Here is a 19,362-nt window from a genome sequence, read left to right as displayed (position 1 = left end):
TTTCGCGTCAACCGGATGATCGCGACAGCGACACCGCTGCGGCGTAGGAGATCGGCGTCGTCTGCGGCTGTTGCCCGCGGTAGGTGTTCGCGGCGTCCTGGGTGGCGAAGGGTTTGTACCGCCGGGTGGGGGGCGCCGCCGGGTCGGCGAGCCAGGTGGCGTGGTCGGCGAAAAGCCGCGTGCCCGTGACGGTGTCGGGGGTGTACGCGGCCCGCACCTTCGCGGTGGCAGCGGCGACGTGGCGCAGCAGGCAGGTCGGGGTCGCGGCGACCTCGGTCCGGTCGGCACCGGAGAGCCACAGCTCCGAGGCCTGGGTGGCGTCGCCGACCGGCAGCCCGCACAGCCCGTCGCCCCCGGTGAGCCGGTCGGGATTGGTCAGGTCGTTGCGGCGCCGCTCGTAGTCGGCCCCGAACAGCCGCCGGACGTACGTGTCGTTGACGAAGGCGCCAACGTCGAACGAGCGCGCGACCGACCCCCGTTGCATGAGGAATCCCTTGATCTGTTGCAGGGCGTCGACGAATTGCCGCTTGGGCGTCATGTCGAACGACACCAGGCCGTTGGGGCCGTTGTACAGGTAGACGACCTCGGGTTCGATGCCGGTGAGCTTGCCGACGCGCAGCGCGGCCGGAAGCGGGTTGGCGAGAAGGTAATTCGTCGTCGCCGACATCGCCGTCATGAAGGCGGCCAGCACGTCGGGGTTGCGGTCGGCGAACTGCTTGCGCACCACCACGCCGTGGAAGGTGGGCACGTTGTTGTCGCCGCCGTCGTACAGCAGGCGGCCCTGGTTGCGAAAGATCACCAACTGCGGCCACGGCACGAACTGGCCCAGGGCGTCGACCTGGTGGCCGTCGATCGACGACGCCCCGACGGCCGGGTCCTGGTTGACGATGTGCACGGCGCCCGGGGCCACCCCGGACCGCTTGAGGGCGGTCGAGAGCATGCCGTCGCCGGCGGAGCCGAGGCTGGTCGAGACCCGCTTGCCGACCAGATCGGTGAGCCTGGTCGCCGGGGACGTCGCCGGCACCACGACCTGGTTGAGGGAACCCCGCAGGCTGTAGCCGGTGACGGCGACCATTTCGGTCTCGGCGTCGGCGTACTTCTTCGTCTTCGACCCGTTGGTCAGCAGGGGGTAGTCGCCCATGGATCCGATGTCGACGTGGGAGGCGATCATCTGCGCGGTGAGCGGTGCGCCGGACGCGAAGTCCTGCCACACCACGCGATACTTCTTGCCGGTGCTGGCGCCGAGCGCCTTGAGCGCGTTCTCGAAGTCGCCGCGATCGCGCATCAGCGTTCCGGCGTTGACGGTGTTGATGGTCTTGGACTGGTACCCGACGTTGATCACGTCGGTCGGTTCGCCGAGCGCGCCGCAGCCCGTCAGCGACGAGGCCGCCAGCACGGCGCCGGCGGCGATGATGGCCATCGAACGACGTTTGCGGGACACGTGAACAGACTCCGAGGAATCTGTTACCTGCCGATCAATGAAGGTTGCCTGCCAGTTACGCCATTCCCATCGGCGGATTTTCGCAGGTCAGTGCGGGTGCGCGCCGAGATCCGGAGCGGCGATTCCGGCCGCGTGGATGACGCGGAAGTTACGCCACCGGGCCTTCGCTAGCGATGGCGATCGGAACCGGGGAATGTGGCCGGTGTGGAAGGACCGTGCCTGACCGAGCCCGATTACCGGTTCACGCTGGCCAACGAGCGGACTTTCCTCGCCTGGCAGCGCACCGCCCTCGGCTTGCTGGCCGCCGCGATTGCGGTGGCGCAGTTCATGCCGCCCGTCGCCGTGCCGGGACTGCGGCACATCGCGGCCGGCGCGATCGGTGTGCTGGCGATGGCGACGTCGGCCGCCGGCTGGTCGCGCTGGCGCCAGGTCGACGACGCGATGCGCCGCGGTCGTCCGCTGCCGCGGCCGGCCGGCCCGGGCATGCTGGCCGCCGGCCTGCTTTCCCTCGGTGGCCTGCTCGTCGGCCTCGCGCTCGCCGCGACCGCCGCCGGCTGATGGTGCCCGACACCGGCCTGCAGTCGGAGCGCACCGTGCTGTCGTGGCGGCGCACGTCGATTGCTTTGGCGGGCAACGGGATACTGGTCATGCTGAAGGATCCGCTGGTGCAGGACAGCAGCGCGGGACAGCTCGCGCTGGTGGGCCTCGTCGCGGCCGCCGCGGCGCTGTTCTGCCTCGTCGGCCGGACCCGCCAGCGCACGCTCCGTACCCGCCCGCCGCGGACCGCGCCGGCGGCGGTGGCGGTGGCCGGTGCCGCCATGCTGGCACTCACCGCCGCGGCGGCGGCCTACCTGGTGCTGCCGCTGCTCTGACCGACCGCCTCCGCACGGGCGTAGAAAAGTGATAGCATTTTTTATCACAATTCTGCAGGAGGTCGATGCCATGGACAGCTCCGAAACTTCCGGTATCCGCCAGCGCCCGGCCGGCGCCGTCACCGGCTGGCTCGGCGTGCTGGCGCTGGCCGCGAGCGTCGGCGGAATCATCCTGGCGGCCAACGAGATGCCCGCGCTGCTGTGGCTTCCGGTCGTGGCCCTCGTCCTGGTGGCCACCTCGCTGGTGATCGTCGCGCCGGGGCAGAGCGCGGTGATCCAGTTCTTCGGCAACTACATCGGCACCGTGAGTCGTCCGGGGTTCTGGTGGGTGGTGCCACTGACCGTGCGCCGCGCGGTCAGCCTGCGGGTGCGCAACTTCGAGACCGCGCGCCTGAAGGTCAACGATGCCGACGGAAGCCCCGTGGAGATCGCCGCGATCGTGGTCTGGCGGGTCGCCGACACGGCCAAGGCCACCTACGCGGTCGACCACTACCAGGGCTTCGTGTCCGCGCAGGCCGAATCGGCGTTGCGGCTGGTCGCCACCAGCCACCCCTACGACGACCCCGCCGGTGCCGGCACCTCGCTGCGCGGCTCCACCGACCGGGTGGTCGCCGACCTGGCCGACGAGCTGGCGCGGCGCGTCGAGATCGCCGGGGTGCAGATCGTCGAGGTCCGCATCTCCCACCTGGCCTACGCCCAAGAGATCGCGCAGGCGATGCTGCGCCGCCAGCAGGCGGGCGCCGTCGTCGCCGCCCGCACCCGCATCGTGGAGGGCGCGGTCGGCATGGTGAAGCTGGCGCTGGAGCAGCTCGCCGACACCGGCATGGTGACCCTCGACGAGGAACGCACGGCGAGCATGGTCAGCAACCTCATGGTGGTGCTCTGCGCGGACCAACCGCCCTCGCCCGTGGTCAACACCGGCACGCTGTACACGTGAGCGACCGCCGACAGGTCCTGCTCCGGATCGACCCCGCCGTCCACGAGGCGCTGAGCCGCTGGGCCAACGACGAATTCCGCAGCCTCAACGGGCAGATCGAAATGATCCTGCGCCGGGCGCTCGACGACGCCGGCCGGATGCCGAAACACGTGGCGCCGCCGCCCAAGCGGGGCCGGCCCCGAACCACGAACGCCCCGGCGGAGTGATTTCCGGCGGAGCGTTCGCGGTGGTGACGTCAGGAAGCGCGTTGGCGCGGAACGTAATCGATGGGCGCGCCGGACGGGATGAGGTCCTCGGTCTCGACGCTCTCCTCGAACTGCCGGATCAGCCGGCGGGCGTGCTGCATCACCCACCACCGCACGAAGGTCTGGTTGACGGCCTCGCGTTCCTTCGGGTCCTCGAGCAGGTTGATGATGCGGGCGAAGCCCAGCGGGATCTCCGGGTCGTGGAAATGCTGCTGGCGCTTGAAGCTGATCTTGAACTGCGACCACTTGACGGCGTGGAGTTCCTCGTTCAGCCAGACCATGCAGCCCTCACGGCTGGATTCCTCGGCGCCCGAGAAGAATTCGTGCTGATCGATGCCGTCGATGATCCGGTCGGTGGGCGGGTTGCAGCCGGCCCACCGCAGCAGGGTCGGGAACATGTCGGTGACATGCACCATCTCGTTGCTCTCGCGCACCGGCACCTGGCCGGGGTAGCGGATCAGGCAGGGCGTGCGGATGCCGCCCTCGGCCGAGCTGAAGTAGGAGCCGTCGAAGAAGCCGGCGGTGCCGCGGCCGAGCAGGTGGTCCTCCGGGCCGTTGTCGCCGGCGAACACCACCACGGTGTTGTCGTCGATGCCCAGTTCCTTGAGCGCGTCGAGGATGCTGCCGAAATCGTGGTCGAGCATCAGCAGGGAGTCGCCCCATTCGCCATTGGTGCTCTGACCCTTGAACTCTTCGCGGACCACCATCGGGAAGTGCATGAGCGAGTGGTTGTGGTAGAGGTAGAACGGCTTGCCCGCCTCGACGCTGCGCTTCATGAATGCCTTTGCCCGGCGGTCGTATTCGCCGTCGACCTCGCCCTTGAGCTTGACCGTGAGCTGCTGGTCGGTGGTGCGGACACCGTCCTGCTTGGTGCCCTCGTACATGTACGAGTAGCCGTCCCGCTCACCGTCGTACCAGGGGTCGTCGGGCCACAGGCACTCGTCGTACGTCCGTGCCGGGCCGTACCATTCGTCGAATCCGTGGTCGGTGGGCCAGCGGCCGTCCTCGGCGCCGATGTGCCACTTGCCGTAGCAGGCGGTGGCGTAGCCGGCCTCGGAGAGGATGTCGGCGATGGTGCGCTCCCAGGCGACGATGCCGCCGTCGTTGCCGCCGAGGGCGATGGTGTGGTTTCCGGAGCGGATCGGGTAGCGCCCGGTCATCAGCGCCGAACGGGTCGGCGTGCACTGCGGCTCGACGACGAAGTGGGAGAGCTTGAGCGCCTCGGTGGCGAACTCGTCGATGCGCTTGGTGTCGGCCCCGCGCAGGATGCCGCCGCCGTAGCAGCCGAGCTCGCCCAGGCCGAGGTTGTCGACGTGAAAGTAGACGATGTTGGGTCGTTCGGGCATGACGGTATTACCTCGCAATCGATGTCGTTCGGTTCGGGGTTCGGTGAGGGTGGTGACTGCGGCCAGGCTTACGGTGGCTGGTCGCGGGTACCGCGGGGTGTGGTGGTGACCAGGGAGCAGCGGTCCCCGCGGTAGCGAACTGTTTCCAGGTCGAAGGGCGTCCCGTCCTCGAGGTGCGTGAGCCGGTGCAGCAGCAACAGCGGGGCTCCGGGCCGGACACGCAACAGCTCCGAGGTGGTGGCGTCGGCCAGCACGGACTCCACGGTGATCTCCGCCCAGCCCAGGCGGACGCCGAGTTTGGTCTCGATGATGGTGAAGACGTCGTCGGAGTCGAAGTTGGCGTCGAGGGGGACCGCGCCGGCGCGCAGCGACGTGGTGTCCAACGACAACGGCACCCCGCCCACCGAGCGCAGCCGTTCGATGAACAGGATCGGCGCGTTCTCCGGCAGTTGCAGCTTGGCGGCCACGAACGGCGTGGCGGTCGATTCGCGCACGGACAGCACCCGGTTCTCCACCGGAATGCGGTGGCCCGCCAGGGATTCGGCGAGGCCCTCCAACCGGTCCAGGTGCTGGCGGAGCTTGGCGCCCGTCACGAACGTGCCGGACCCCTGGACGCGCGTGATGAGCCCCTCGGCGCGCAGCAGCTTCAGCGCTTCGCGAATGGCGTTGCGGCTCACGCCCAATTCGGTGGCCAGCGCCGACTCCGACGGCAGGGCCGGGCGCGCCGCCGCCAGCCCGCCGAACGCTCCCTCGAGGATCTGGCCGCGCAGGACGTCGCGGACCCAGCGGGCCGCGTCGGCCCGGGTGCCGGCGTACTCCCGGGTCTGCGGACGCGGGAAGTCCTTCGGGGGGATGTGGGGCCGACTGGGCATGGCACCACTGTGCCAGCTGGAGGCGGTGGTGGCGGTACGCCGAATGTTACGCCACCCCGCCTCGTGTTAACGGCTAGGCCAGCGGGTTCGACGCGGCGTTAACGCGGGCGCTGCGCCACCGGCGCGGCGCTAGGCCGCGCAGCGGAATCCGATGTGGGAGGTCGCGCTGTCCTGTGACTGCGACGACCGCGCGGCGGCCCGATACCGGTGGCAGTACTCCGGGGCGCACAGGTGGGAGCCGCCCTTGAGCGTCTGCATGACCGCCGGGTCGCCCGTGTCCGGCGGCGGGCAGCACGTGTTGGCCGGGCCGTCGGGCCGGTGCCGGACCTGATACCGCGTGACGGTCCACTCCCAGACGTTGCCGATCATGTCGAAGAGGCCGAACCCGTTGGGGGGGAACGATTCCACCGGCGACGTGCCGACCCAGCCGAGGGCACCGGTGTTGCGGTAGGGGAAGTTCCCCTGCCACGTGTTCGCCATCAGCTGCCCGTCCGGGGCGACCGTGTCGCCCCACGGGTAGACCGTCGTCGTTCCGGCCCGGGCCGCGTATTCCCATTCGGCCTCGGTCGGCAGCCGACGGCCGGCCCACCGGGCGTACGCCGACGCGTCGGGATAGGCGACCTGCACCACGGGGTGGTCGGGGCGGTCGTCGATCGACGAATCGGGCCCGAACGGGCGCCGCCAGTGCGCGCCGGGAACCCACGTCCACCACTGCCGCCAGTCCCGCAGGTCCACCGGACCGGACGTGGGGCGAAACACCAGCGCGCCCGGCGCGCAGTCGTTCGGGTCGATGCCCGGGTACTGCGCCGGGTCCAGGGCTCGTTCGGCGACCGTGACGTAGCCGGTGGCCGCCACGAATTCGGCGAACTGGGCGTTGGTGACGGGGTGGCGTTCGATCGCCAAGGGCCCCACGGACTCCGTGTGGACCGGCATCTCCTCGGGATAGAACGACGCCGACCCCATCTGGTATGAGCCGCCCGGCAGGTCTACCAATTCTGTGAGCACGACGCCAGGCTAACCGGCCCGGTGCCCGGGCGCACCGAGCGGCGAACGAGCCGGGTCTAGCCGAGGCTGGTCGCGCTGAACGTGTCGCACTTGTTCGGGTCGCCGGTCTGGTAGCCGACGGTGAACCAATGCTGCCGCTGCGCCGACGAGCCGTGCGTCCACGACTCGGGATTGACGCGCCCGGTCGACTCCTTCTGGATGCGGTCGTCGCCCACCGAGGCCGCGGCCGACAGCGCGTCGGCAATGTCCTTGTCGCTCAACGGTTCCAGATAGGGCACGCCGGTGCTCTCCTGCTTGACGGTCGAGGCGTAATGCGCCCAGATGCCGGCATAGCAGTCGGCCTGCAGCTCGGTGCGCACCCCGTTGCCGCCGGCGCCCTGCGCGCCCTGCTGCGAACGGCCGAGGACGCCCCGCAGCTGCTGGACGTGGTGGCCGTACTCGTGGGCGACGACGTACTCCTGCGCGAACGGTCCACCGCTGGAACCGAATTTGTCGACCAGCTCCTGGAAGAAGTCGGTGTCGAAGTACGCCGTCTGGTCCACCGGGCAGTAGAACGGCCCCACGGCGGTGGTGGCCGGCCCGCAGCCGGTGTCGACGGATCCGGTGAACAACCGCATGTGCGGGCGGGTGTAGGTCTTGGGCATCAGCTGGTGCCACACCGCGTCGACGGAGTTGCCCGTGGCCACCACCCGGCACTGCACGTACTTGTTGGCGTCGGCGCCGGTCTTGCACACGCCGAGGTCGAACCCGGGCGCCACGTCGCCGCTGGTGTCGATCGGTTGCTGGCTGACGATCCCGCCGGGATCGACGCCGAAGAACAACGCCAGGAAGATGATCAGCAGCCCGCCGGCGCCGCCCCCGAGGGCCATCCGCATCCCGCGGCCGCCGGAGCTCGACGCGGTGCTGGTGTCGATCTGCATTCCGTCGTTGAACATCGCACCAATCTATCCGGGCCCGTCGCTGGCCGCGGCTAATAGCGGCACCAGGACGTCGCTGATCGGGGTCGCCAGCCCGTGGGCGCGGCCCTTGCGGGCGATCACGCCGTTGCGGATGTCCCACTCCATCGGCCGGCGGTGTTCGCGGTCGGCCAGGATCGACGTCCCCATGTCCTCCGGGGCCCGGCGGAAGAGCCCGACCACCTCGTCGACCACCGCGTCATCGAGGCGGGCGCCCTCGGCCCGCGCGACGGCCAGGCACTCGACGACATAGGGGCGCGCCAGCGCGGCCACGTCGTCGCGGCGGAACATCCCCGACCGCCGGCCGGCGAGCGCCATGAAGCCGGCCAGCGCGTTGGTCAGCAGCTTGCGCCAGGCCGCGGTGACGATGTCCGGGTCGCAGTCCACGCGGCAGCCGGCGTCACGCAGCAGATCGGCGACCGCCTGCGCGGACGGGCCGCTCGGCAGCACCAGCGCCGCCTCGGTGCGCAGCCTGATCCAGCCCTCGGGCTGGGCTTCGGCGGAGTACCACACGATGCCGGGAATCACCGGCGAGGACGGGCAGTGCGGGCGCACCTGCTCGACCTGCTCCACGCCGTTCTGCAGCACGACGACGATGGTCTGCTCGTCGCACAGGCGGGCCAGCCAGGGCCCGGCGTCGGCGTTCTGGGTGGCCTTGACGGCGAGCACCACGACGTCGACCGGGCCGGACACGTCGGCGGGGTCGACGAGGACCGGGCCGGGCACCACGATCGGGTCCTCGCCGTCGGGGCGCAGTTCGATGGCGTCGCGCGGGGTGCGGCCGCAGACCAGCACGGGGTGCCCGGCCCGGTGTAGCAGCGCGGCGACCGTCGTGCCGACGGCGCCCGGACCCACGAGTGCGATGTTGGTGACGATAGGAGCGAAATTACCTGCCTCTACACTGGGCACTCGTTCCAACCGGGTGAAAGGGAGTTTCGTGCTGCGCAGCCACGGGGCCGGGTCGCTCCGCAAGAGCGACGCCGGCCAGCAGGTCACGTTGGCCGGTTGGGTGGCCCGCCGCCGCGACCACGGCGGCGTCATCTTCATCGACCTGCGGGACGCCTCGGGCGTCGCCCAGGTCGTGTTCCGCGCGTCCTTGGAGAAAGGCCAGGCGCTCGACCAGGCGCACCGCCTTCGGGCCGAGTTCTGCATCGCCGTCACCGGTGTCGTCGAGACCCGCCCCGAAGGCAACGCCAACCCGGAGATCGCCACCGGCGACATCGAGGTCAACGCCACCTCGCTGACCGTGCTCGGGGACAGCGCGCCGCTGCCGTTCCAGCTGGACGAGCCCGCCGGGGAGGAGCTGCGGCTCAAGTACCGCTACCTGGACCTGCGCCGGGGCGCCCCGGCCGCGGCGATTCGGTTGCGCTCCAACGTCAACGCGGCCGCGCGTTCGGTGCTGGCCGGCCACGACTTCGTCGAGATCGAGACGCCGACGATCACCCGCTCGACGCCGGAGGGGGCGCGTGACTTCCTGGTGCCCGCCCGGCTGCACCCCGGCTCGTTCTACGCCCTGCCGCAGAGCCCGCAGCTGTTCAAGCAGCTGCTGATGGTCGCCGGGATGGAGCGGTACTACCAAATCGCCCGGTGCTACCGCGACGAGGACTTCCGCGCCGACCGGCAGCCGGAGTTCACCCAGCTCGACATGGAGATGAGCTTCGTCGACGCCGAGGACATCATCGCGATCTCCGAGGAGATCCTGACCGCGCTGTGGGCCTTGATCGGCTACCGCGTTCCGACGCCCATCCCGCGGATCACCTATGCCGACGCGATGCGGCGGTTCGGCTCGGACAAGCCCGACATGCGGTTCGGGCTCGAGCTCGTCGAGTGCACGGAGTTCTTCAAAGACACCACTTTTCGGGTTTTCCAGGCCCCGTACGTCGGGGCCGTCGTGATGCCCGGCGGGGCGTCGCAGCCCCGGCGCGCCCTGGACGGCTGGCAGGAGTGGGCCAAGCAGCGCGGGCACCGGGGACTGGCCTACGTGCTGGTCGGCGACGAGTCCTCTGGGGGCACGCTCGGCGGCCCGGTGGCCAAGAACCTGACCGATGCCGAGCGCGACGGCCTGGCCGCGCACGTCGGCGCCGAGCCGGGGGACTGCATCTTCTTCTCGGCCGGCCCGCCGAAGTCGTCGCGGGCGCTGCTCGGGGCGGCCCGCAACGAGATCGCCAACCGGCTGGGGCTGATCGACCCCGCCGCGTGGGCGTTCGTGTGGGTGGTCGACCCGCCGTTGTTCGAGCCCGCCGAGGAGGCGACCGCCGCCGGCGACGTGGCCGTCGGCGCGGGGGCGTGGACTGCCGTGCATCACGCGTTCACCTCGCCCAAGCCGCAGTACGAGAACTCGGTCGACACCGATCCCGGCGCGGTGCTCGCCGACGCCTACGACATCGTCTGCAACGGCAACGAGATCGGCGGCGGCTCGATCCGTATCCACCGCCGCGACGTTCAGGAGCGGGTGTTCGCCGTGATGGGCCTGGACCGGGCCGAGGCCGAGGAGAAGTTTGGCTTCCTCTTGGAGGCGTTCACGTTTGGCGCCCCGCCGCACGGGGGCATTGCCTTCGGCTGGGACCGGATCAACGCGCTGCTCTCCGGCGTCGACTCCATTCGCGACGTGATCGCGTTCCCCAAGACCGGCGGCGGCGTCGACCCGCTGACCAACGCGCCCGCGCCCATCACCGCCCAGCAGCGCAAGGAATCCGGAATAGACGCCAAACTGAAGCCCAGCTAACGCCGCTGAACTGCAAAAACATCGCGATCACGTGCTCTCGGTACGCAGTTGGTACGCAGTCGTGTTCATCCGCTTCGCGATCACCTTGCTAATGGCGGTGCGGGTGGACTCGCCGGCGTCTGGCCACAGGTGCCCATAGGTGTCGAGCGTGGTGGTGGCGCTCGCGTGGCGCATCCGAGCCTGCACCGTCTTTATGTCGGCGCCTGATGAGATCAGCAGCGACGCCAGGTAATGCCGCAGATCATGGAAGCTGAAGGTGTCCGGCAGGCCCTCGATCTTGTCGCGAGCGTTACGAATGGCCTTCTCGAGCACCCAGATGCTGCATCGGTCGGTGCCGGGGCCCGCGGTGACCATCATCTCGGATGGGTGCTTCTGCACCGACGCCGACAGCAGCAGCGCCAGGTCTTGCGGAATCGGTATCGGCTGACTGCTGCCCTCAGTCTTCAGTGGCACCCAACGCGCGGGACCACCCGCTGTTCGTCCACTGCTGTTTCGGGTGCACTACGCCGCGGATGAAATCAACGTCGGCGGTCCGAAGCCCGGACACTCGGCCTGGCGGCCCGCATCTATACCGCCATGCCGACCGAGCGAGCTGGACTGGCCGACCAGGTCATCGCCTGCGCCGTCGCGCTCGGTGGCACGGTGCGTGCGACAAAACCCGCCCAGGTGTCCACACATATGAGCGGCTAAAGTGCTACGCCGCGGTAGGCTCGCCTGCCGATGACGTCGCTCGCAGAGGTCCTCAAGTACGTCGGCACCACGGCCGCCGGTGGCTTGATCACGTATGGGCTCACGTGGCTGCGTGAACACCGGCGCAGCCTCGACGCTTACCGGGCACCTCAGCGGCAAGCCATAGGCGAAATTCTCGCGGCCAATTTCGAGTTCATGGCCCGCGAGCTCGATTACCGAAATGCCATCGCCGAGCTGGCCGAAAGAGCCACTCAGCCGCAGTCTGTTATCGAGCAGGGCGGCGGTGAGTCAATGGCGGCCGCCAAGGCGGCGGGCAGCGCCGGGCACGCCCTCGACAAGGCGCTTGCAGTCGGCACACTGACCATCGTCGAGCCGCCATGCTGGGAAGCCCTGGGTGCGGCCTACGTTGAGTTCGACCGTTTCCGTAAGTTGAAGGCCGAGGCACCCCTCATGCAGAACGCCGAGGACGTAACGAGCTATCTCACGACCCTGGAGGATCAGGCTGCAAAGGTCAACTCGGCCGTGAGCGCGCTTGTGCGATCGGCGATTAACCGGCTGTCTCCTGCCGAGGCACTGACCAACCGCTGGGGGCGCCGCAGCGCCCGGCGCCGGCTCGGACGGCGGTACCAGCAACCGCCACAGACCGATACGCCGCAACCGCACTACTGACAGCATGGGTCAAATTGCCGAGCGAGGTGTCCACACAGGTGAGTGGCTAACGCGCGACATCAAAGGCCATGTGCGGTCGCCGATATTGCCCTTCCCCTCGGCGTAACTTCGATGACGTGGACAGCCGTGACGACGCCGAGACGACCAGTTACCAGACCCCATTCGGTCGGATGATGGACGCCCGGAATGCGCACCTCGAGTCGCTGCCGGGCAGGATTTATCGCGACTGGTTTGAGCAGCTCAACCGTGCATCGATGGTGTTCGGCGGTAATAGCGTTGAACTCGAGAAGCACTTCACCCAGTTCGTCGGATCACAGATGTTCGTCAACGAATTGCCCGACGACTTCGGTACTGAGGCCGCCCGGCTGCTGCATAACTACCTCGCCGCCCTTGCGACACTCCGCGACGTCATGCGCGGTGTCCATCGTCGGGTGTGGCCGGAGCGGTATGCGCCGGACACTGACGACAAGCGCACGAAGTGGGAGGTGGAGGTGTGGACGCCGAAGATTAGTGAACTATTGAGCGACGAGCCCACCACGTTCCTGGTCGATCTGCGGAACTACTCACTGCACTACGCCATTCCAGTCACTTCCGTGGCCACCAACTGGTCCTCCGCAGGCCCTGGTAGTTCGATGGCCACAACCAACACCATCTCTCTTGACCGCGCCGAGCTGCTCAAGTGGGACGGCTGGCGGTCAAAAGGCCGGGTATACATCAAATTACAGCCCAATGACAGCGTCGACGTAATGACGCCGATCGCCACCTACTCGACGCGCGTGCGTGAATTTTTTGGGTGGTTCTGGCAGCAGATCGAGGACTCGGCGCGCGTCGACATTCACGAATATCGCGACAAGGCCATGGAATTCGGCCTCTACTTGCAGGTCGATTCGACATTGACGCAATTTGGCCCAGACGGCCGCAGCGTGCTGCGGCCAAGATTGGCCGCGGCGCGGCTGGAACGGGCGGCGTTTGGCACGCGCGGCTGGCGGCTCATAGCCCTGGACGAGAACGGGGAATGGCTAGTTGGCGAGCGCGACCCTGACTGGCCGCCACTGCCCCCGGGCCCGCGGTGACGCCGAGCTACTCGCCGCTCATGGCGGCCGTCTCGGCCGCCCGTAACTCGTCGTCGACCGCTGTGCACCGCTCGATCGTGGGCCGCCCACACAGGCGAGCGGGTGACGCGCTACGACACGCGAGGCGGCGAGCACGCAAGTTCTCGCTCCCCGTCGCATCGCGCGTCCTACGATTCCCCGCGTGACAACGCCCAGCGATGACGACCAAACCGCAAACACCGAAGCCTCCGACACGCCACCCGAGCATCGGCCCATCTGGCCAGTGGCGCCGATCCACCAGGTACCCGACGGCAACCTCGCTGCAATAGCGGACGCCTCATACTTTCTGGGATTTCCAGTCACGCTGTACATGCCGTGGGGCATCGCATCGGGTCACACGGCGCCGTACAACGAGTACTACAAGCACCTGGCCGAGCGCGCCCGCGGCGGCGAACTAGCGCCCGGAATGCCCGAAGGCTCAGCCGAAGTCATTGACAATTTCGCTAAGAACAACTTCGACAGGTTCGCCGAAATCCCCTACTCGGACCGAACGACTTTCCAAGATGGCTTTGATCTGACGTCGTTCGTAAATCTGAAGGACGCGCTCTGCTGGATCGGCGGGTTTCCGCAGCCCTTCCGCCACGACTACCTGCGCTTGCGGCTAGCCGACATCACTGCATGGGCCTGGGGAAACCTGCGTCCCTAGAGTCGCCCAGGGCGTTCGAGGGCGTCGGCGGCGTTGAGCAGCGCGGCGGCGAGCCAGCGCGCACCGGCCGCGGTGAGGTCGACGTCGCGGCTCTCGGCCAGGAGCGTCACATTGCGTTCGACGTGGCCGTCGCCGAACTGCATGCCGCCGACCGCGACGACGACGCCGGACGCGTCGTGACGTGACCACGTCAGAAATCGGAACGCGTCCTCGAGGGCGACACACTCGGTGTCGCACCAGTCGCCGGCGACCGCGCCGGCTGGAATGGGTAGGTCGGGAATGTCAATTTCGGTCATGCTCTGCCCCCTGTTTGATGCTTGGATCGTGGTGTGAAGATTCGGCGGCCGCTGGACGCGCTTCGGGTGTGCGGGTACGCAGCGGGTACGCAACGCTATTTTTCAAAGTTTCCGGGGGCCAACAGTCTCAACGCTGTGACCAGGGCTTCCGTCGCGGGACCATCGCGGCTACGCGATACCAACGCCAGGTACGCAGTCCGGAATAGACGCCAAGCCCAAACAGGTTTGAGCAGGTACGACCGCCGGCGACGATGCAGAGCGGAAGCGATGAGGAGGAGCGGCGCCAATGACTGACAGACCGGACATCGGCGACGTAAAAGAGTTCAACAGCGCCCTCATCGAGGAATTCCGGGCGAACGGCGGGAAGGTCACGGGGCAGTTCGCAAGCGCGAACCTATTGCTGCTCACCACGACCGGCGCCCGGTCCGGGCAGGCGCGGGTGTCCCCGCTGGCCTACTTCCGCATCGACGGCAGGCTGATCATCATCGGCTCCTTCGCCGGCTCCCCCAAGGACCCGGCCTGGGTGCACAACCTGCGGGCCAACCCGCGGGCGCGGGTGGAGGTCGGCGCCGACACGGGTGTCCAGGCGCTAGACGTCGCCGCCCGCGAGCTTTCACCCGCCGAGCGGGAGGACATCCTGCCGAAGGTCGTCGCCGCGGCCCCGGTGGTCGCCGAGTACCAGGCCAACACGAGCCGGGTCATCCCGCTGTTCGAGCTGCAGCCGGCGGCGTAGGTGCCGTGAGAGCGGCGCGCGCGGGCCTCAGGCGGCTGCGCGGCGTGTGGTTCACGCTCGTGCAGACCTCGGTCGCCGCGGGTCTGTCCTGGTACGTCGCCCACGAGGCGTTCGGCCATCCGCAGCCGTTCTTCGCGCCCATCGCGGCCGCGGTCTCGCTGTCGATCAGCAACGTGCTGCGCGCACAGCGGGCCATCCAGATGATGATCGGCGTGACCGTGGGAATCGGGGTGGGCACCGCGGTCCAGGCGGTGCTCGGTCCCGGTTCGGTGGCCATCGGGGTGGCCGCGCTGCTGGCGCTGTCTGTGGCGGTCTTCATCGGTCACGGCTACATCGGTCAGGGGATGATGTTCGCCAACCAGACCGCCGTCTCCGCGATCCTGGTGCTGGCGCTCTACCGCAGCGGCGTCGGCTTCGAGCGCCTCTTCGACGCGCTGCTCGGGGGCGTCGTCGCGATCGTGTTCGCCGTGCTGCTGTTCCCGGCCGACCCGTTGCGGGTGCTTAGCGCCGCGCGCATCGGGGTCCTCGGCGTCCTGCACGGCGTCCTGACGCGCGCCTCGGACGTCGCCGCCGGACGGCGGGCCGCCCCGCCCGACTGGCCGCTGTCGGCCGTCGACCGGGTGCACGCCGAGCTCGGCGGGCTGGTGGAGGCGCGCACCACCGCCCGCCAGGTGGTGCGCATCGCGCCGCGACGGTGGGGTCTGCGCGACTCCGTCGAGGCCGCCGAAAGCCAGGCCGTACACGTGGCGCTGCTGGCCGGCTCGGTCCTGGAACTGGCGCGCGCCCTCGCGGTCGACGGCTGCCGCGACGGGTTCCCACCGCAGGTGCCCACCCTGCTGGTCGAGCTTGCCGCCGCGACCGCCCTCGTCGACCCGGACCCGGCGGGCGCGTCGGCGTACACCGCCGCCGCGCGCCACCACGCGCACCAGCTGCAGTCACAGGCCAGGGAGAGGACCGAGGTGGTGCTGGCCGACGTCGTCGTCGCCTGCGTCGACGACCTGCAGCGGGTGATCGAGCTGCGGCGGGTGCGCAAGGTGTGATGGCCTCACATCGAGTCGGCCAGAAACTCCTGCACCAGCTTCTTGGGCGCCTGCGTCAGCCAGGCCTCGGTGATCAGCTCCTCGAGCCCGCGCACCGACGCCTCGGCCAGCCGGACCAGGACCGCGGGGTAACCGTCGAAATGCGGGGTCGTGAAGTAGATGTCCGGCTCGTCGTCGATCAATGCGAACTTGACGCCCTCGTCGGACACCCGGACGCCCAGGATGTCGCCCTCGGGCGGCTCCACCCCGCTGCGCGTCAGCGCTTCGCGGTCCGACGGGCGCAGCGGCCGCTCCCACACCAGCAGCTTCTTGCCGACCCGCCAGTCATGCGGTGACGGCTCCGAGGTGAGTGCCAGCCCACCAACGATGCGAGCGACGTCGTCCCACGTGGCCACATGCTGATTGTGCTCCCGCAGGCGGCGCATGGCGGACAGTAGTAGAAATAGGTCGCCCCAGAAACGTCCAGGAGGTGCGCTTGTCCGGAGCCGGCCCGCAGCCGGATGAGGCCCCCGCCGCCCGCCACCGCGTCACCCACCGCACCGAGTACCGCTACTCCGACGTGGTGACCAGCTCCTACGGCCGCGGCTTCCTCACCCCGCGTGACTCGCTGCGCCAGCGCTGCATCGCCCACCGGCTGATCATCGACCCCGCACCCGCCGACAGCTCCACCAGCCGCGACGTGTACGGCAACATCAGCAACTACTTCCACGTCACCCAACCGCACCGTGCGCTGACGATCACCAGCGACTCGATCGTCGACGTCTACCCGCCGCCGCCCGAGCGGTACAGCAGCGGGCCGGCGACGCAGCCGTGGGAGGCGGCCCGGCCGGCCGGCGCCAGGGGAGCGCTCGCCGCCGAGTTCACCCTTGACCTCGACCCGCCGGAGATCACCGACGCGGTCCGCGACTATGCCGCGCCCAGTTTCCCGCCGGGGCGGCCACTGGTGGAGGTGCTGCGGGACCTCACGTCGAGGATCTTCGCCGATTTCACCTACCGCTCGGGGTCGACGACGATTTCCACTGGGGTCAACGAGGTTCTGGCGGCCCGCGAAGGGGTATGTCAAGACTTTGCGAGGCTGGCGATCGCCTGCCTCCGCGCCAACGGTCTTGCAGCCAGCTACGTCTCCGGGTATCTGGCGACTGACCCGCCCCCCGGAAAGGACCGCATGATCGGCATCGACGCCACCCACGCCTGGGCCGCGGTATGGACACCGCAGGAGCCCGGCCAGTTCGAGTGGCTTGGGCTCGATCCCACCAACGACCAGCTGGTTGACCAGCGCTACATCATTGTCGGGCGCGGCCGCGACTACGCGGACGTCCCGCCGCTGCGCGGCATCATCTACACCAACTCCGAACACAGCAAGATCGACGTCGCCGTCGACGTCGTGCCGTTCGAGGGGGAGTCCTTCGATGCGTGACTTCCACTGCCCCAACTGCGGCCAGCGCCTGACGTTCGAGAACTCGGAGTGCCTGTCGTGCGGCAGCGCGCTGGGCTTCTCCCTCGAGCAGATGGCGTTGCTGGTCATCGCCAAGGGCGACGAAGGCGAGCACGCGGGTGCGGTGCCCGCCGAGGAATACCAGCTGTGCGGCAATCTGTATTTGGCCGAATGCAACTGGCTGGTCCCCAAAAGCGACCGCGGGGGCCTGTGCGTGTCGTGCGCGCTCACGTGCGAGCGGCCCAACGACGCCGACACCGAGGGGCTGGCGGCCTTCGCCCGCGCCGAGGCGGCCAAGCGGCGGCTCATCGTGGAGCTGCACGAGCTGCGGCTGCCGATCATCGGGCGCGACCAGGACCCCGACTACGGCCTGGGTTTCCGGCTGCTGTCCAGCGCGCACGAGAAGGTGTTCACGGGGCACGAGAACGGCGTCATCACGCTCGATCTGGCCGAGGGCGACGACGTGCATCGCGAGCAGTTGCGCGTCGAGATGGAGGAGCCGTACCGGACGCTCCTGGGGCATTTCCGGCACGAGATCGGCCATTACTACTACTACCGGCTGATCGACCCGTCGGGCGACTACGTCGCCCGGTTCAACGAGCTGTTCGGCGATCCCGACGCCGACTACCAGGAGGCGCTGGACCGGCATTACCGCGACGGTGCGCCGGAGGGCTGGCAGGAGAACTTCGTGTCCTCCTACGCGACCATGCACGCCGCCGAGGACTGGGCCGAGACGTTCGCCCACTACCTGCACATCCGCGACACCCTGGACACCTGCGCGTGGTGTGGCCTGGCGCCGGCGACGGCGACGTTCGACCGGCCGCCGATGGGCCCCAGCGCGTTCCAGACGATCATCGACCTGTGGCTGCCGCTGTCGTGGTCGCTGAACATGGTGAACCGGTCGATGGGCCACGACGATCTCTACCCGTTCGTGCTGCCCGCGAAGGTGCTGGAGAAGATGCAGTTCATCCACACCGTGGTCGAGGAGGTGACCACGCAGGCGAGGGGGCCGGCGGCGATAGCGGGATAGCCGTTCGCTTTGGTGGCTTAGCCACCAGGCACACTATGGCGGTGTGCTTCTCGATGACGGCGGACGTGGTGATGGGCACCGCGCTGATCCCGGTCGCGGTCGCGACCCTGCGCGAAGTGCGGCATTGGCGGGAGCTGCCGTTCGCCCTGCTGCCCACCATTTTCGCGTTCCACCAGCTCATCGAAGCGCTGGTGTGGCCAAACGGCGTCGTCCCCGCCGGGCTGGCGCAGGTGGCGATGTACGCGTACATCTTCATCGCGTTGCCGTTGCTGCCGGCCTGGGTTCCGCCGGCGGTGCTGATGCTCGAACCGCGCGGCGCGCGACTGCGGATAGCACCGTTTGTGGTGCTCGGCGCCGTGGTGTCGGCCTACCTGGCCGTCGTCGTGCTCACCAGGCCGGTCGGGATGGCGAGGTGCGCCCACGCGCTGGAGTACCACACCGAGGTCAGCCATCCCTATGTGTGGGCGGCGCTGTACATCATCGCCGTCATCGGGCCGACGTTGCTGTCGGGCTACCGCTCGATCGTGGTGTTCGGGCTGGCGAACCTGGTGGGGCTGATCGCGGTGGCCGCTCTCTACTTCCGGGCGTTTGCCTCGCTGTGGTGCGCGTACGCCGCCATGCTGTCGTTCCTGGTGCTGGTGCACATGCGGCGCCGTCGGCGGCTGCCCGATCCGCATCGCTACGAAGGCGTTCCCATGGACGAGGCGGCGGCTGTCGAGATCGAGGCTAACGCGAAATAGTGCGAGGTGGACACCACGCTCACGTCGACCTCGATAAGCGAGATAGCGCGACCCAGCCCTAGACATCGACCGTCGCGACTTCGGCACCGGCCGATAGCCAGTGTTGACGAACGTGGTTCAGTTCGTCGGAGGGAGCCAGATAGCAACAGGCCGAACGCAGCGGGCGGGTCGGCCTCGTCGCGATAGTAACCGCGATAGAAGTCAACCCTTTCGACGAACCACGGAAAAACTTGCGGTTCGTCAACCAGAAGCTGATCCGCATCGACGACCTCGGTGAGGTAACCGCCGGCAGGTGGCTTTCCGAGAGCAGCATCGATCATGTTGTCCAAGTCGCGTATGAAGTCGTCAAAGGCCGCGTAATTGCGCCCGAACCACGGCGGGAAGTGCCAGACCGCGGCGAAGGCGTCGTAGAGGGTGTCGAGGTTGTGCAGCATGCGCCATCGACGGTGCGCACCTCGACTCCCGCCGGCGGGGTCAACGGCGACGGGGTAGCTGCTCGTACGCCCACTCACGGCTCATGAGCGGCGACCTGCAAAAGAAACTCCGCTAAATTCACTGTGCACCCGTCGCTA

At 68.7% G+C, this 19,362-nt stretch carries 23 protein-coding genes; 13 read left to right on the top strand and 10 right to left on the bottom strand.

The window, feature by feature from the left end; genetic code table 11:
• Nucleotides 1-7: 7 nt before the first annotated feature.
• Nucleotides 8-1,420 (bottom strand): ABC transporter substrate-binding protein, encoded by a 1,413-nt coding sequence (locus SKC42_RS13980; protein ID WP_330964897.1) that lies wholly within the window; start codon nucleotides 1,418-1,420, stop codon nucleotides 8-10.
• A 225-nt stretch (nucleotides 1,421-1,645) separates the two neighbouring features.
• Here SKC42_RS13980 and SKC42_RS13975 point away from each other — a divergent pair, with 225 nt between their 5' ends.
• The 4 genes from SKC42_RS13975 to SKC42_RS13960 all read left to right on the top strand — a co-directional run bounded on the left by SKC42_RS13975 (nucleotide 1,646) and on the right by SKC42_RS13960 (nucleotide 3,456).
• Nucleotides 1,646-1,999: a YidH family protein gene (locus SKC42_RS13975; protein WP_330964896.1), complete on the top strand. Its 354-nt coding sequence runs from the start codon at nucleotides 1,646-1,648 to the stop codon at nucleotides 1,997-1,999.
• Nucleotides 1,999-2,313: a DUF202 domain-containing protein gene (locus tag SKC42_RS13970; RefSeq protein ID WP_330964895.1), complete on the top strand. Its 315-nt coding sequence runs from the start codon at nucleotides 1,999-2,001 to the stop codon at nucleotides 2,311-2,313. The genes SKC42_RS13975 and SKC42_RS13970 overlap by 1 nt, the downstream gene beginning before the upstream one ends.
• Nucleotides 2,314-2,383: 70 nt before the next feature.
• Nucleotides 2,384-3,250, top strand: coding sequence for an SPFH domain-containing protein (locus SKC42_RS13965; RefSeq protein WP_330964894.1), 867 nt, complete (start codon nucleotides 2,384-2,386; stop codon nucleotides 3,248-3,250).
• Complete coding sequence (locus SKC42_RS13960) at nucleotides 3,247-3,456, top strand: hypothetical protein (protein WP_330964893.1); 210 nt, start codon at nucleotides 3,247-3,249, stop codon at nucleotides 3,454-3,456. The genes SKC42_RS13965 and SKC42_RS13960 overlap by 4 nt, the downstream gene beginning before the upstream one ends.
• Before the next feature lie 29 nt (nucleotides 3,457-3,485).
• On the opposite strand, the gene SKC42_RS13955 is transcribed toward SKC42_RS13960, so the two are convergent.
• From SKC42_RS13955 to SKC42_RS13935, 5 genes are all read right to left on the bottom strand, one after another.
• Nucleotides 3,486-4,841 (bottom strand): arylsulfatase, encoded by a 1,356-nt coding sequence (locus SKC42_RS13955; protein ID WP_330964892.1) that lies wholly within the window; start codon nucleotides 4,839-4,841, stop codon nucleotides 3,486-3,488.
• A 68-nt stretch (nucleotides 4,842-4,909) separates the two neighbouring features.
• Nucleotides 4,910-5,713, bottom strand: a complete 804-nt coding sequence (locus SKC42_RS13950) for a GntR family transcriptional regulator (RefSeq protein WP_330964891.1) — start codon at nucleotides 5,711-5,713, stop codon at nucleotides 4,910-4,912.
• A gap of 129 nt (nucleotides 5,714-5,842) precedes the next feature.
• Nucleotides 5,843-6,718: a formylglycine-generating enzyme family protein gene (locus SKC42_RS13945; RefSeq protein WP_330964890.1), complete on the bottom strand. Its 876-nt coding sequence runs from the start codon at nucleotides 6,716-6,718 to the stop codon at nucleotides 5,843-5,845.
• A gap of 56 nt (nucleotides 6,719-6,774) precedes the next feature.
• Nucleotides 6,775-7,653 carry a KPN_02809 family neutral zinc metallopeptidase gene (gene ypfJ / locus SKC42_RS13940; protein ID WP_330964889.1) on the bottom strand — a complete coding sequence of 293 codons (879 nt, stop codon included), beginning with the start codon at nucleotides 7,651-7,653 and terminating at the stop codon, nucleotides 6,775-6,777.
• Between the two features lie 9 nt (nucleotides 7,654-7,662).
• Nucleotides 7,663-8,550, bottom strand: coding sequence for an oxidoreductase (locus tag SKC42_RS13935; RefSeq protein WP_330965004.1), 888 nt, complete (start codon nucleotides 8,548-8,550; stop codon nucleotides 7,663-7,665).
• A gap of 46 nt (nucleotides 8,551-8,596) precedes the next feature.
• Here SKC42_RS13935 and aspS point away from each other — a divergent pair, with 46 nt between their 5' ends.
• Nucleotides 8,597-10,399, top strand: a complete 1,803-nt coding sequence (gene aspS, locus SKC42_RS13930; protein WP_330964888.1) for an aspartate--tRNA ligase — start codon at nucleotides 8,597-8,599, stop codon at nucleotides 10,397-10,399.
• A 27-nt stretch (nucleotides 10,400-10,426) separates the two neighbouring features.
• On the opposite strand, the gene SKC42_RS13925 is transcribed toward aspS, so the two are convergent.
• Nucleotides 10,427-10,852 carry a tyrosine-type recombinase/integrase gene (locus SKC42_RS13925; RefSeq protein WP_330964887.1) on the bottom strand — a complete coding sequence of 142 codons (426 nt, stop codon included), beginning with the start codon at nucleotides 10,850-10,852 and terminating at the stop codon, nucleotides 10,427-10,429.
• A gap of 267 nt (nucleotides 10,853-11,119) precedes the next feature.
• On the opposite strand from SKC42_RS13925, the gene SKC42_RS13920 reads away from it, so the two are divergent.
• From SKC42_RS13920 to SKC42_RS13910, 3 genes are all read left to right on the top strand, one after another.
• Nucleotides 11,120-11,758 (top strand): hypothetical protein, encoded by a 639-nt coding sequence (locus SKC42_RS13920; protein ID WP_330964886.1) that lies wholly within the window; start codon nucleotides 11,120-11,122, stop codon nucleotides 11,756-11,758.
• Between the two features lie 116 nt (nucleotides 11,759-11,874).
• The gene (locus SKC42_RS13915; RefSeq protein WP_330964885.1) at nucleotides 11,875-12,831 is read left to right on the top strand and encodes a hypothetical protein; all 957 of its coding nucleotides are present in this window, start codon (nucleotides 11,875-11,877) and stop codon (nucleotides 12,829-12,831) included.
• A 181-nt stretch (nucleotides 12,832-13,012) separates the two neighbouring features.
• Entirely contained in the window at nucleotides 13,013-13,516 is a 504-nt protein-coding gene (locus tag SKC42_RS13910) for a hypothetical protein (RefSeq protein WP_330964884.1), read from the top strand.
• On the opposite strand, the gene SKC42_RS13905 is transcribed toward SKC42_RS13910, so the two are convergent.
• On the bottom strand, nucleotides 13,513-13,812 hold the full coding sequence (locus SKC42_RS13905) for a hypothetical protein (RefSeq protein WP_330964883.1): 300 nt from the start codon (nucleotides 13,810-13,812) through the stop codon (nucleotides 13,513-13,515). The genes SKC42_RS13910 and SKC42_RS13905 overlap by 4 nt on opposite strands.
• A 286-nt stretch (nucleotides 13,813-14,098) precedes the next feature.
• On the opposite strand from SKC42_RS13905, the gene SKC42_RS13900 reads away from it, so the two are divergent.
• Nucleotides 14,099-14,545, top strand: coding sequence for a nitroreductase family deazaflavin-dependent oxidoreductase (locus SKC42_RS13900; protein ID WP_330964882.1), 447 nt, complete (start codon nucleotides 14,099-14,101; stop codon nucleotides 14,543-14,545).
• Between the two features lie 5 nt (nucleotides 14,546-14,550).
• Nucleotides 14,551-15,585 carry an FUSC family protein gene (locus tag SKC42_RS13895; RefSeq protein ID WP_330964881.1) on the top strand — a complete coding sequence of 345 codons (1,035 nt, stop codon included), beginning with the start codon at nucleotides 14,551-14,553 and terminating at the stop codon, nucleotides 15,583-15,585.
• Nucleotides 15,586-15,590: 5 nt separating this feature from the next.
• On the opposite strand, the gene SKC42_RS13890 is transcribed toward SKC42_RS13895, so the two are convergent.
• Complete coding sequence (locus SKC42_RS13890; RefSeq protein ID WP_330964880.1) at nucleotides 15,591-15,980, bottom strand: MmcQ/YjbR family DNA-binding protein; 390 nt, start codon at nucleotides 15,978-15,980, stop codon at nucleotides 15,591-15,593.
• A gap of 80 nt (nucleotides 15,981-16,060) precedes the next feature.
• Here SKC42_RS13890 and SKC42_RS13885 point away from each other — a divergent pair, with 80 nt between their 5' ends.
• The 3 genes from SKC42_RS13885 to SKC42_RS13875 are packed head-to-tail and all read left to right on the top strand — an operon-like array spanning nucleotide 16,061 to nucleotide 18,790.
• Nucleotides 16,061-17,002: a transglutaminase family protein gene (locus SKC42_RS13885; protein WP_330964879.1), complete on the top strand. Its 942-nt coding sequence runs from the start codon at nucleotides 16,061-16,063 to the stop codon at nucleotides 17,000-17,002.
• Nucleotides 16,995-18,050 (top strand): zinc-binding metallopeptidase family protein, encoded by a 1,056-nt coding sequence (locus SKC42_RS13880; protein ID WP_330964878.1) that lies wholly within the window; start codon nucleotides 16,995-16,997, stop codon nucleotides 18,048-18,050. The genes SKC42_RS13885 and SKC42_RS13880 overlap by 8 nt, the downstream gene beginning before the upstream one ends.
• A gap of 41 nt (nucleotides 18,051-18,091) precedes the next feature.
• Complete coding sequence (locus SKC42_RS13875; protein WP_330964877.1) at nucleotides 18,092-18,790, top strand: DUF6629 family protein; 699 nt, start codon at nucleotides 18,092-18,094, stop codon at nucleotides 18,788-18,790.
• Here the strand turns inward: SKC42_RS13875 and SKC42_RS13870 are convergent.
• Nucleotides 18,730-19,224 carry a barstar family protein gene (locus tag SKC42_RS13870; protein WP_330964876.1) on the bottom strand — a complete coding sequence of 165 codons (495 nt, stop codon included), beginning with the start codon at nucleotides 19,222-19,224 and terminating at the stop codon, nucleotides 18,730-18,732. The two genes, SKC42_RS13875 and SKC42_RS13870, sit on opposite strands and share 61 nt — an antisense overlap.
• Between the last annotated feature and the right edge of the window lie 138 nt (nucleotides 19,225-19,362).

This window comes from Mycobacterium sp. 050134 (assembly GCF_036409085.1).
Classification (GTDB): Bacteria; Actinomycetota; Actinomycetes; order Mycobacteriales; family Mycobacteriaceae; genus Mycobacterium.
Note: the sequence above shows the minus strand (reverse complement) of the source record. Positions and strands in the feature narration are given on the sequence as shown.

Excerpts from the sequence above, each read along its gene's own strand:
- SKC42_RS13980 (WP_330964897.1), bottom strand. The coding sequence starts at position 1,420 with ATGGCCATCATCGCCGCCGGCGCCGTGCTGGCGGCCTCGTCGCTGACG.
- SKC42_RS13970 (WP_330964895.1), top strand. The coding sequence starts at position 1,999 with ATGGTGCCCGACACCGGCCTGCAGTCGGAGCGCACCGTGCTGTCGTGG.
- SKC42_RS13965 (WP_330964894.1), top strand. The coding sequence starts at position 2,384 with ATGGACAGCTCCGAAACTTCCGGTATCCGCCAGCGCCCGGCCGGCGCC.
- SKC42_RS13955 (WP_330964892.1), bottom strand. The coding sequence starts at position 4,841 with ATGCCCGAACGACCCAACATCGTCTACTTTCACGTCGACAACCTCGGC.
- SKC42_RS13950 (WP_330964891.1), bottom strand. The coding sequence starts at position 5,713 with ATGCCCAGTCGGCCCCACATCCCCCCGAAGGACTTCCCGCGTCCGCAG.
- ypfJ (WP_330964889.1), bottom strand. The coding sequence starts at position 7,653 with ATGTTCAACGACGGAATGCAGATCGACACCAGCACCGCGTCGAGCTCC.
- SKC42_RS13920 (WP_330964886.1), top strand. The coding sequence starts at position 11,120 with ATGACGTCGCTCGCAGAGGTCCTCAAGTACGTCGGCACCACGGCCGCC.
- SKC42_RS13905 (WP_330964883.1), bottom strand. The coding sequence starts at position 13,812 with ATGACCGAAATTGACATTCCCGACCTACCCATTCCAGCCGGCGCGGTC.
- SKC42_RS13900 (WP_330964882.1), top strand. The coding sequence starts at position 14,099 with ATGACTGACAGACCGGACATCGGCGACGTAAAAGAGTTCAACAGCGCC.
- SKC42_RS13880 (WP_330964878.1), top strand. The coding sequence starts at position 16,995 with ATGCGTGACTTCCACTGCCCCAACTGCGGCCAGCGCCTGACGTTCGAG.
- SKC42_RS13870 (WP_330964876.1), bottom strand. The coding sequence starts at position 19,224 with ATGCTGCACAACCTCGACACCCTCTACGACGCCTTCGCCGCGGTCTGG.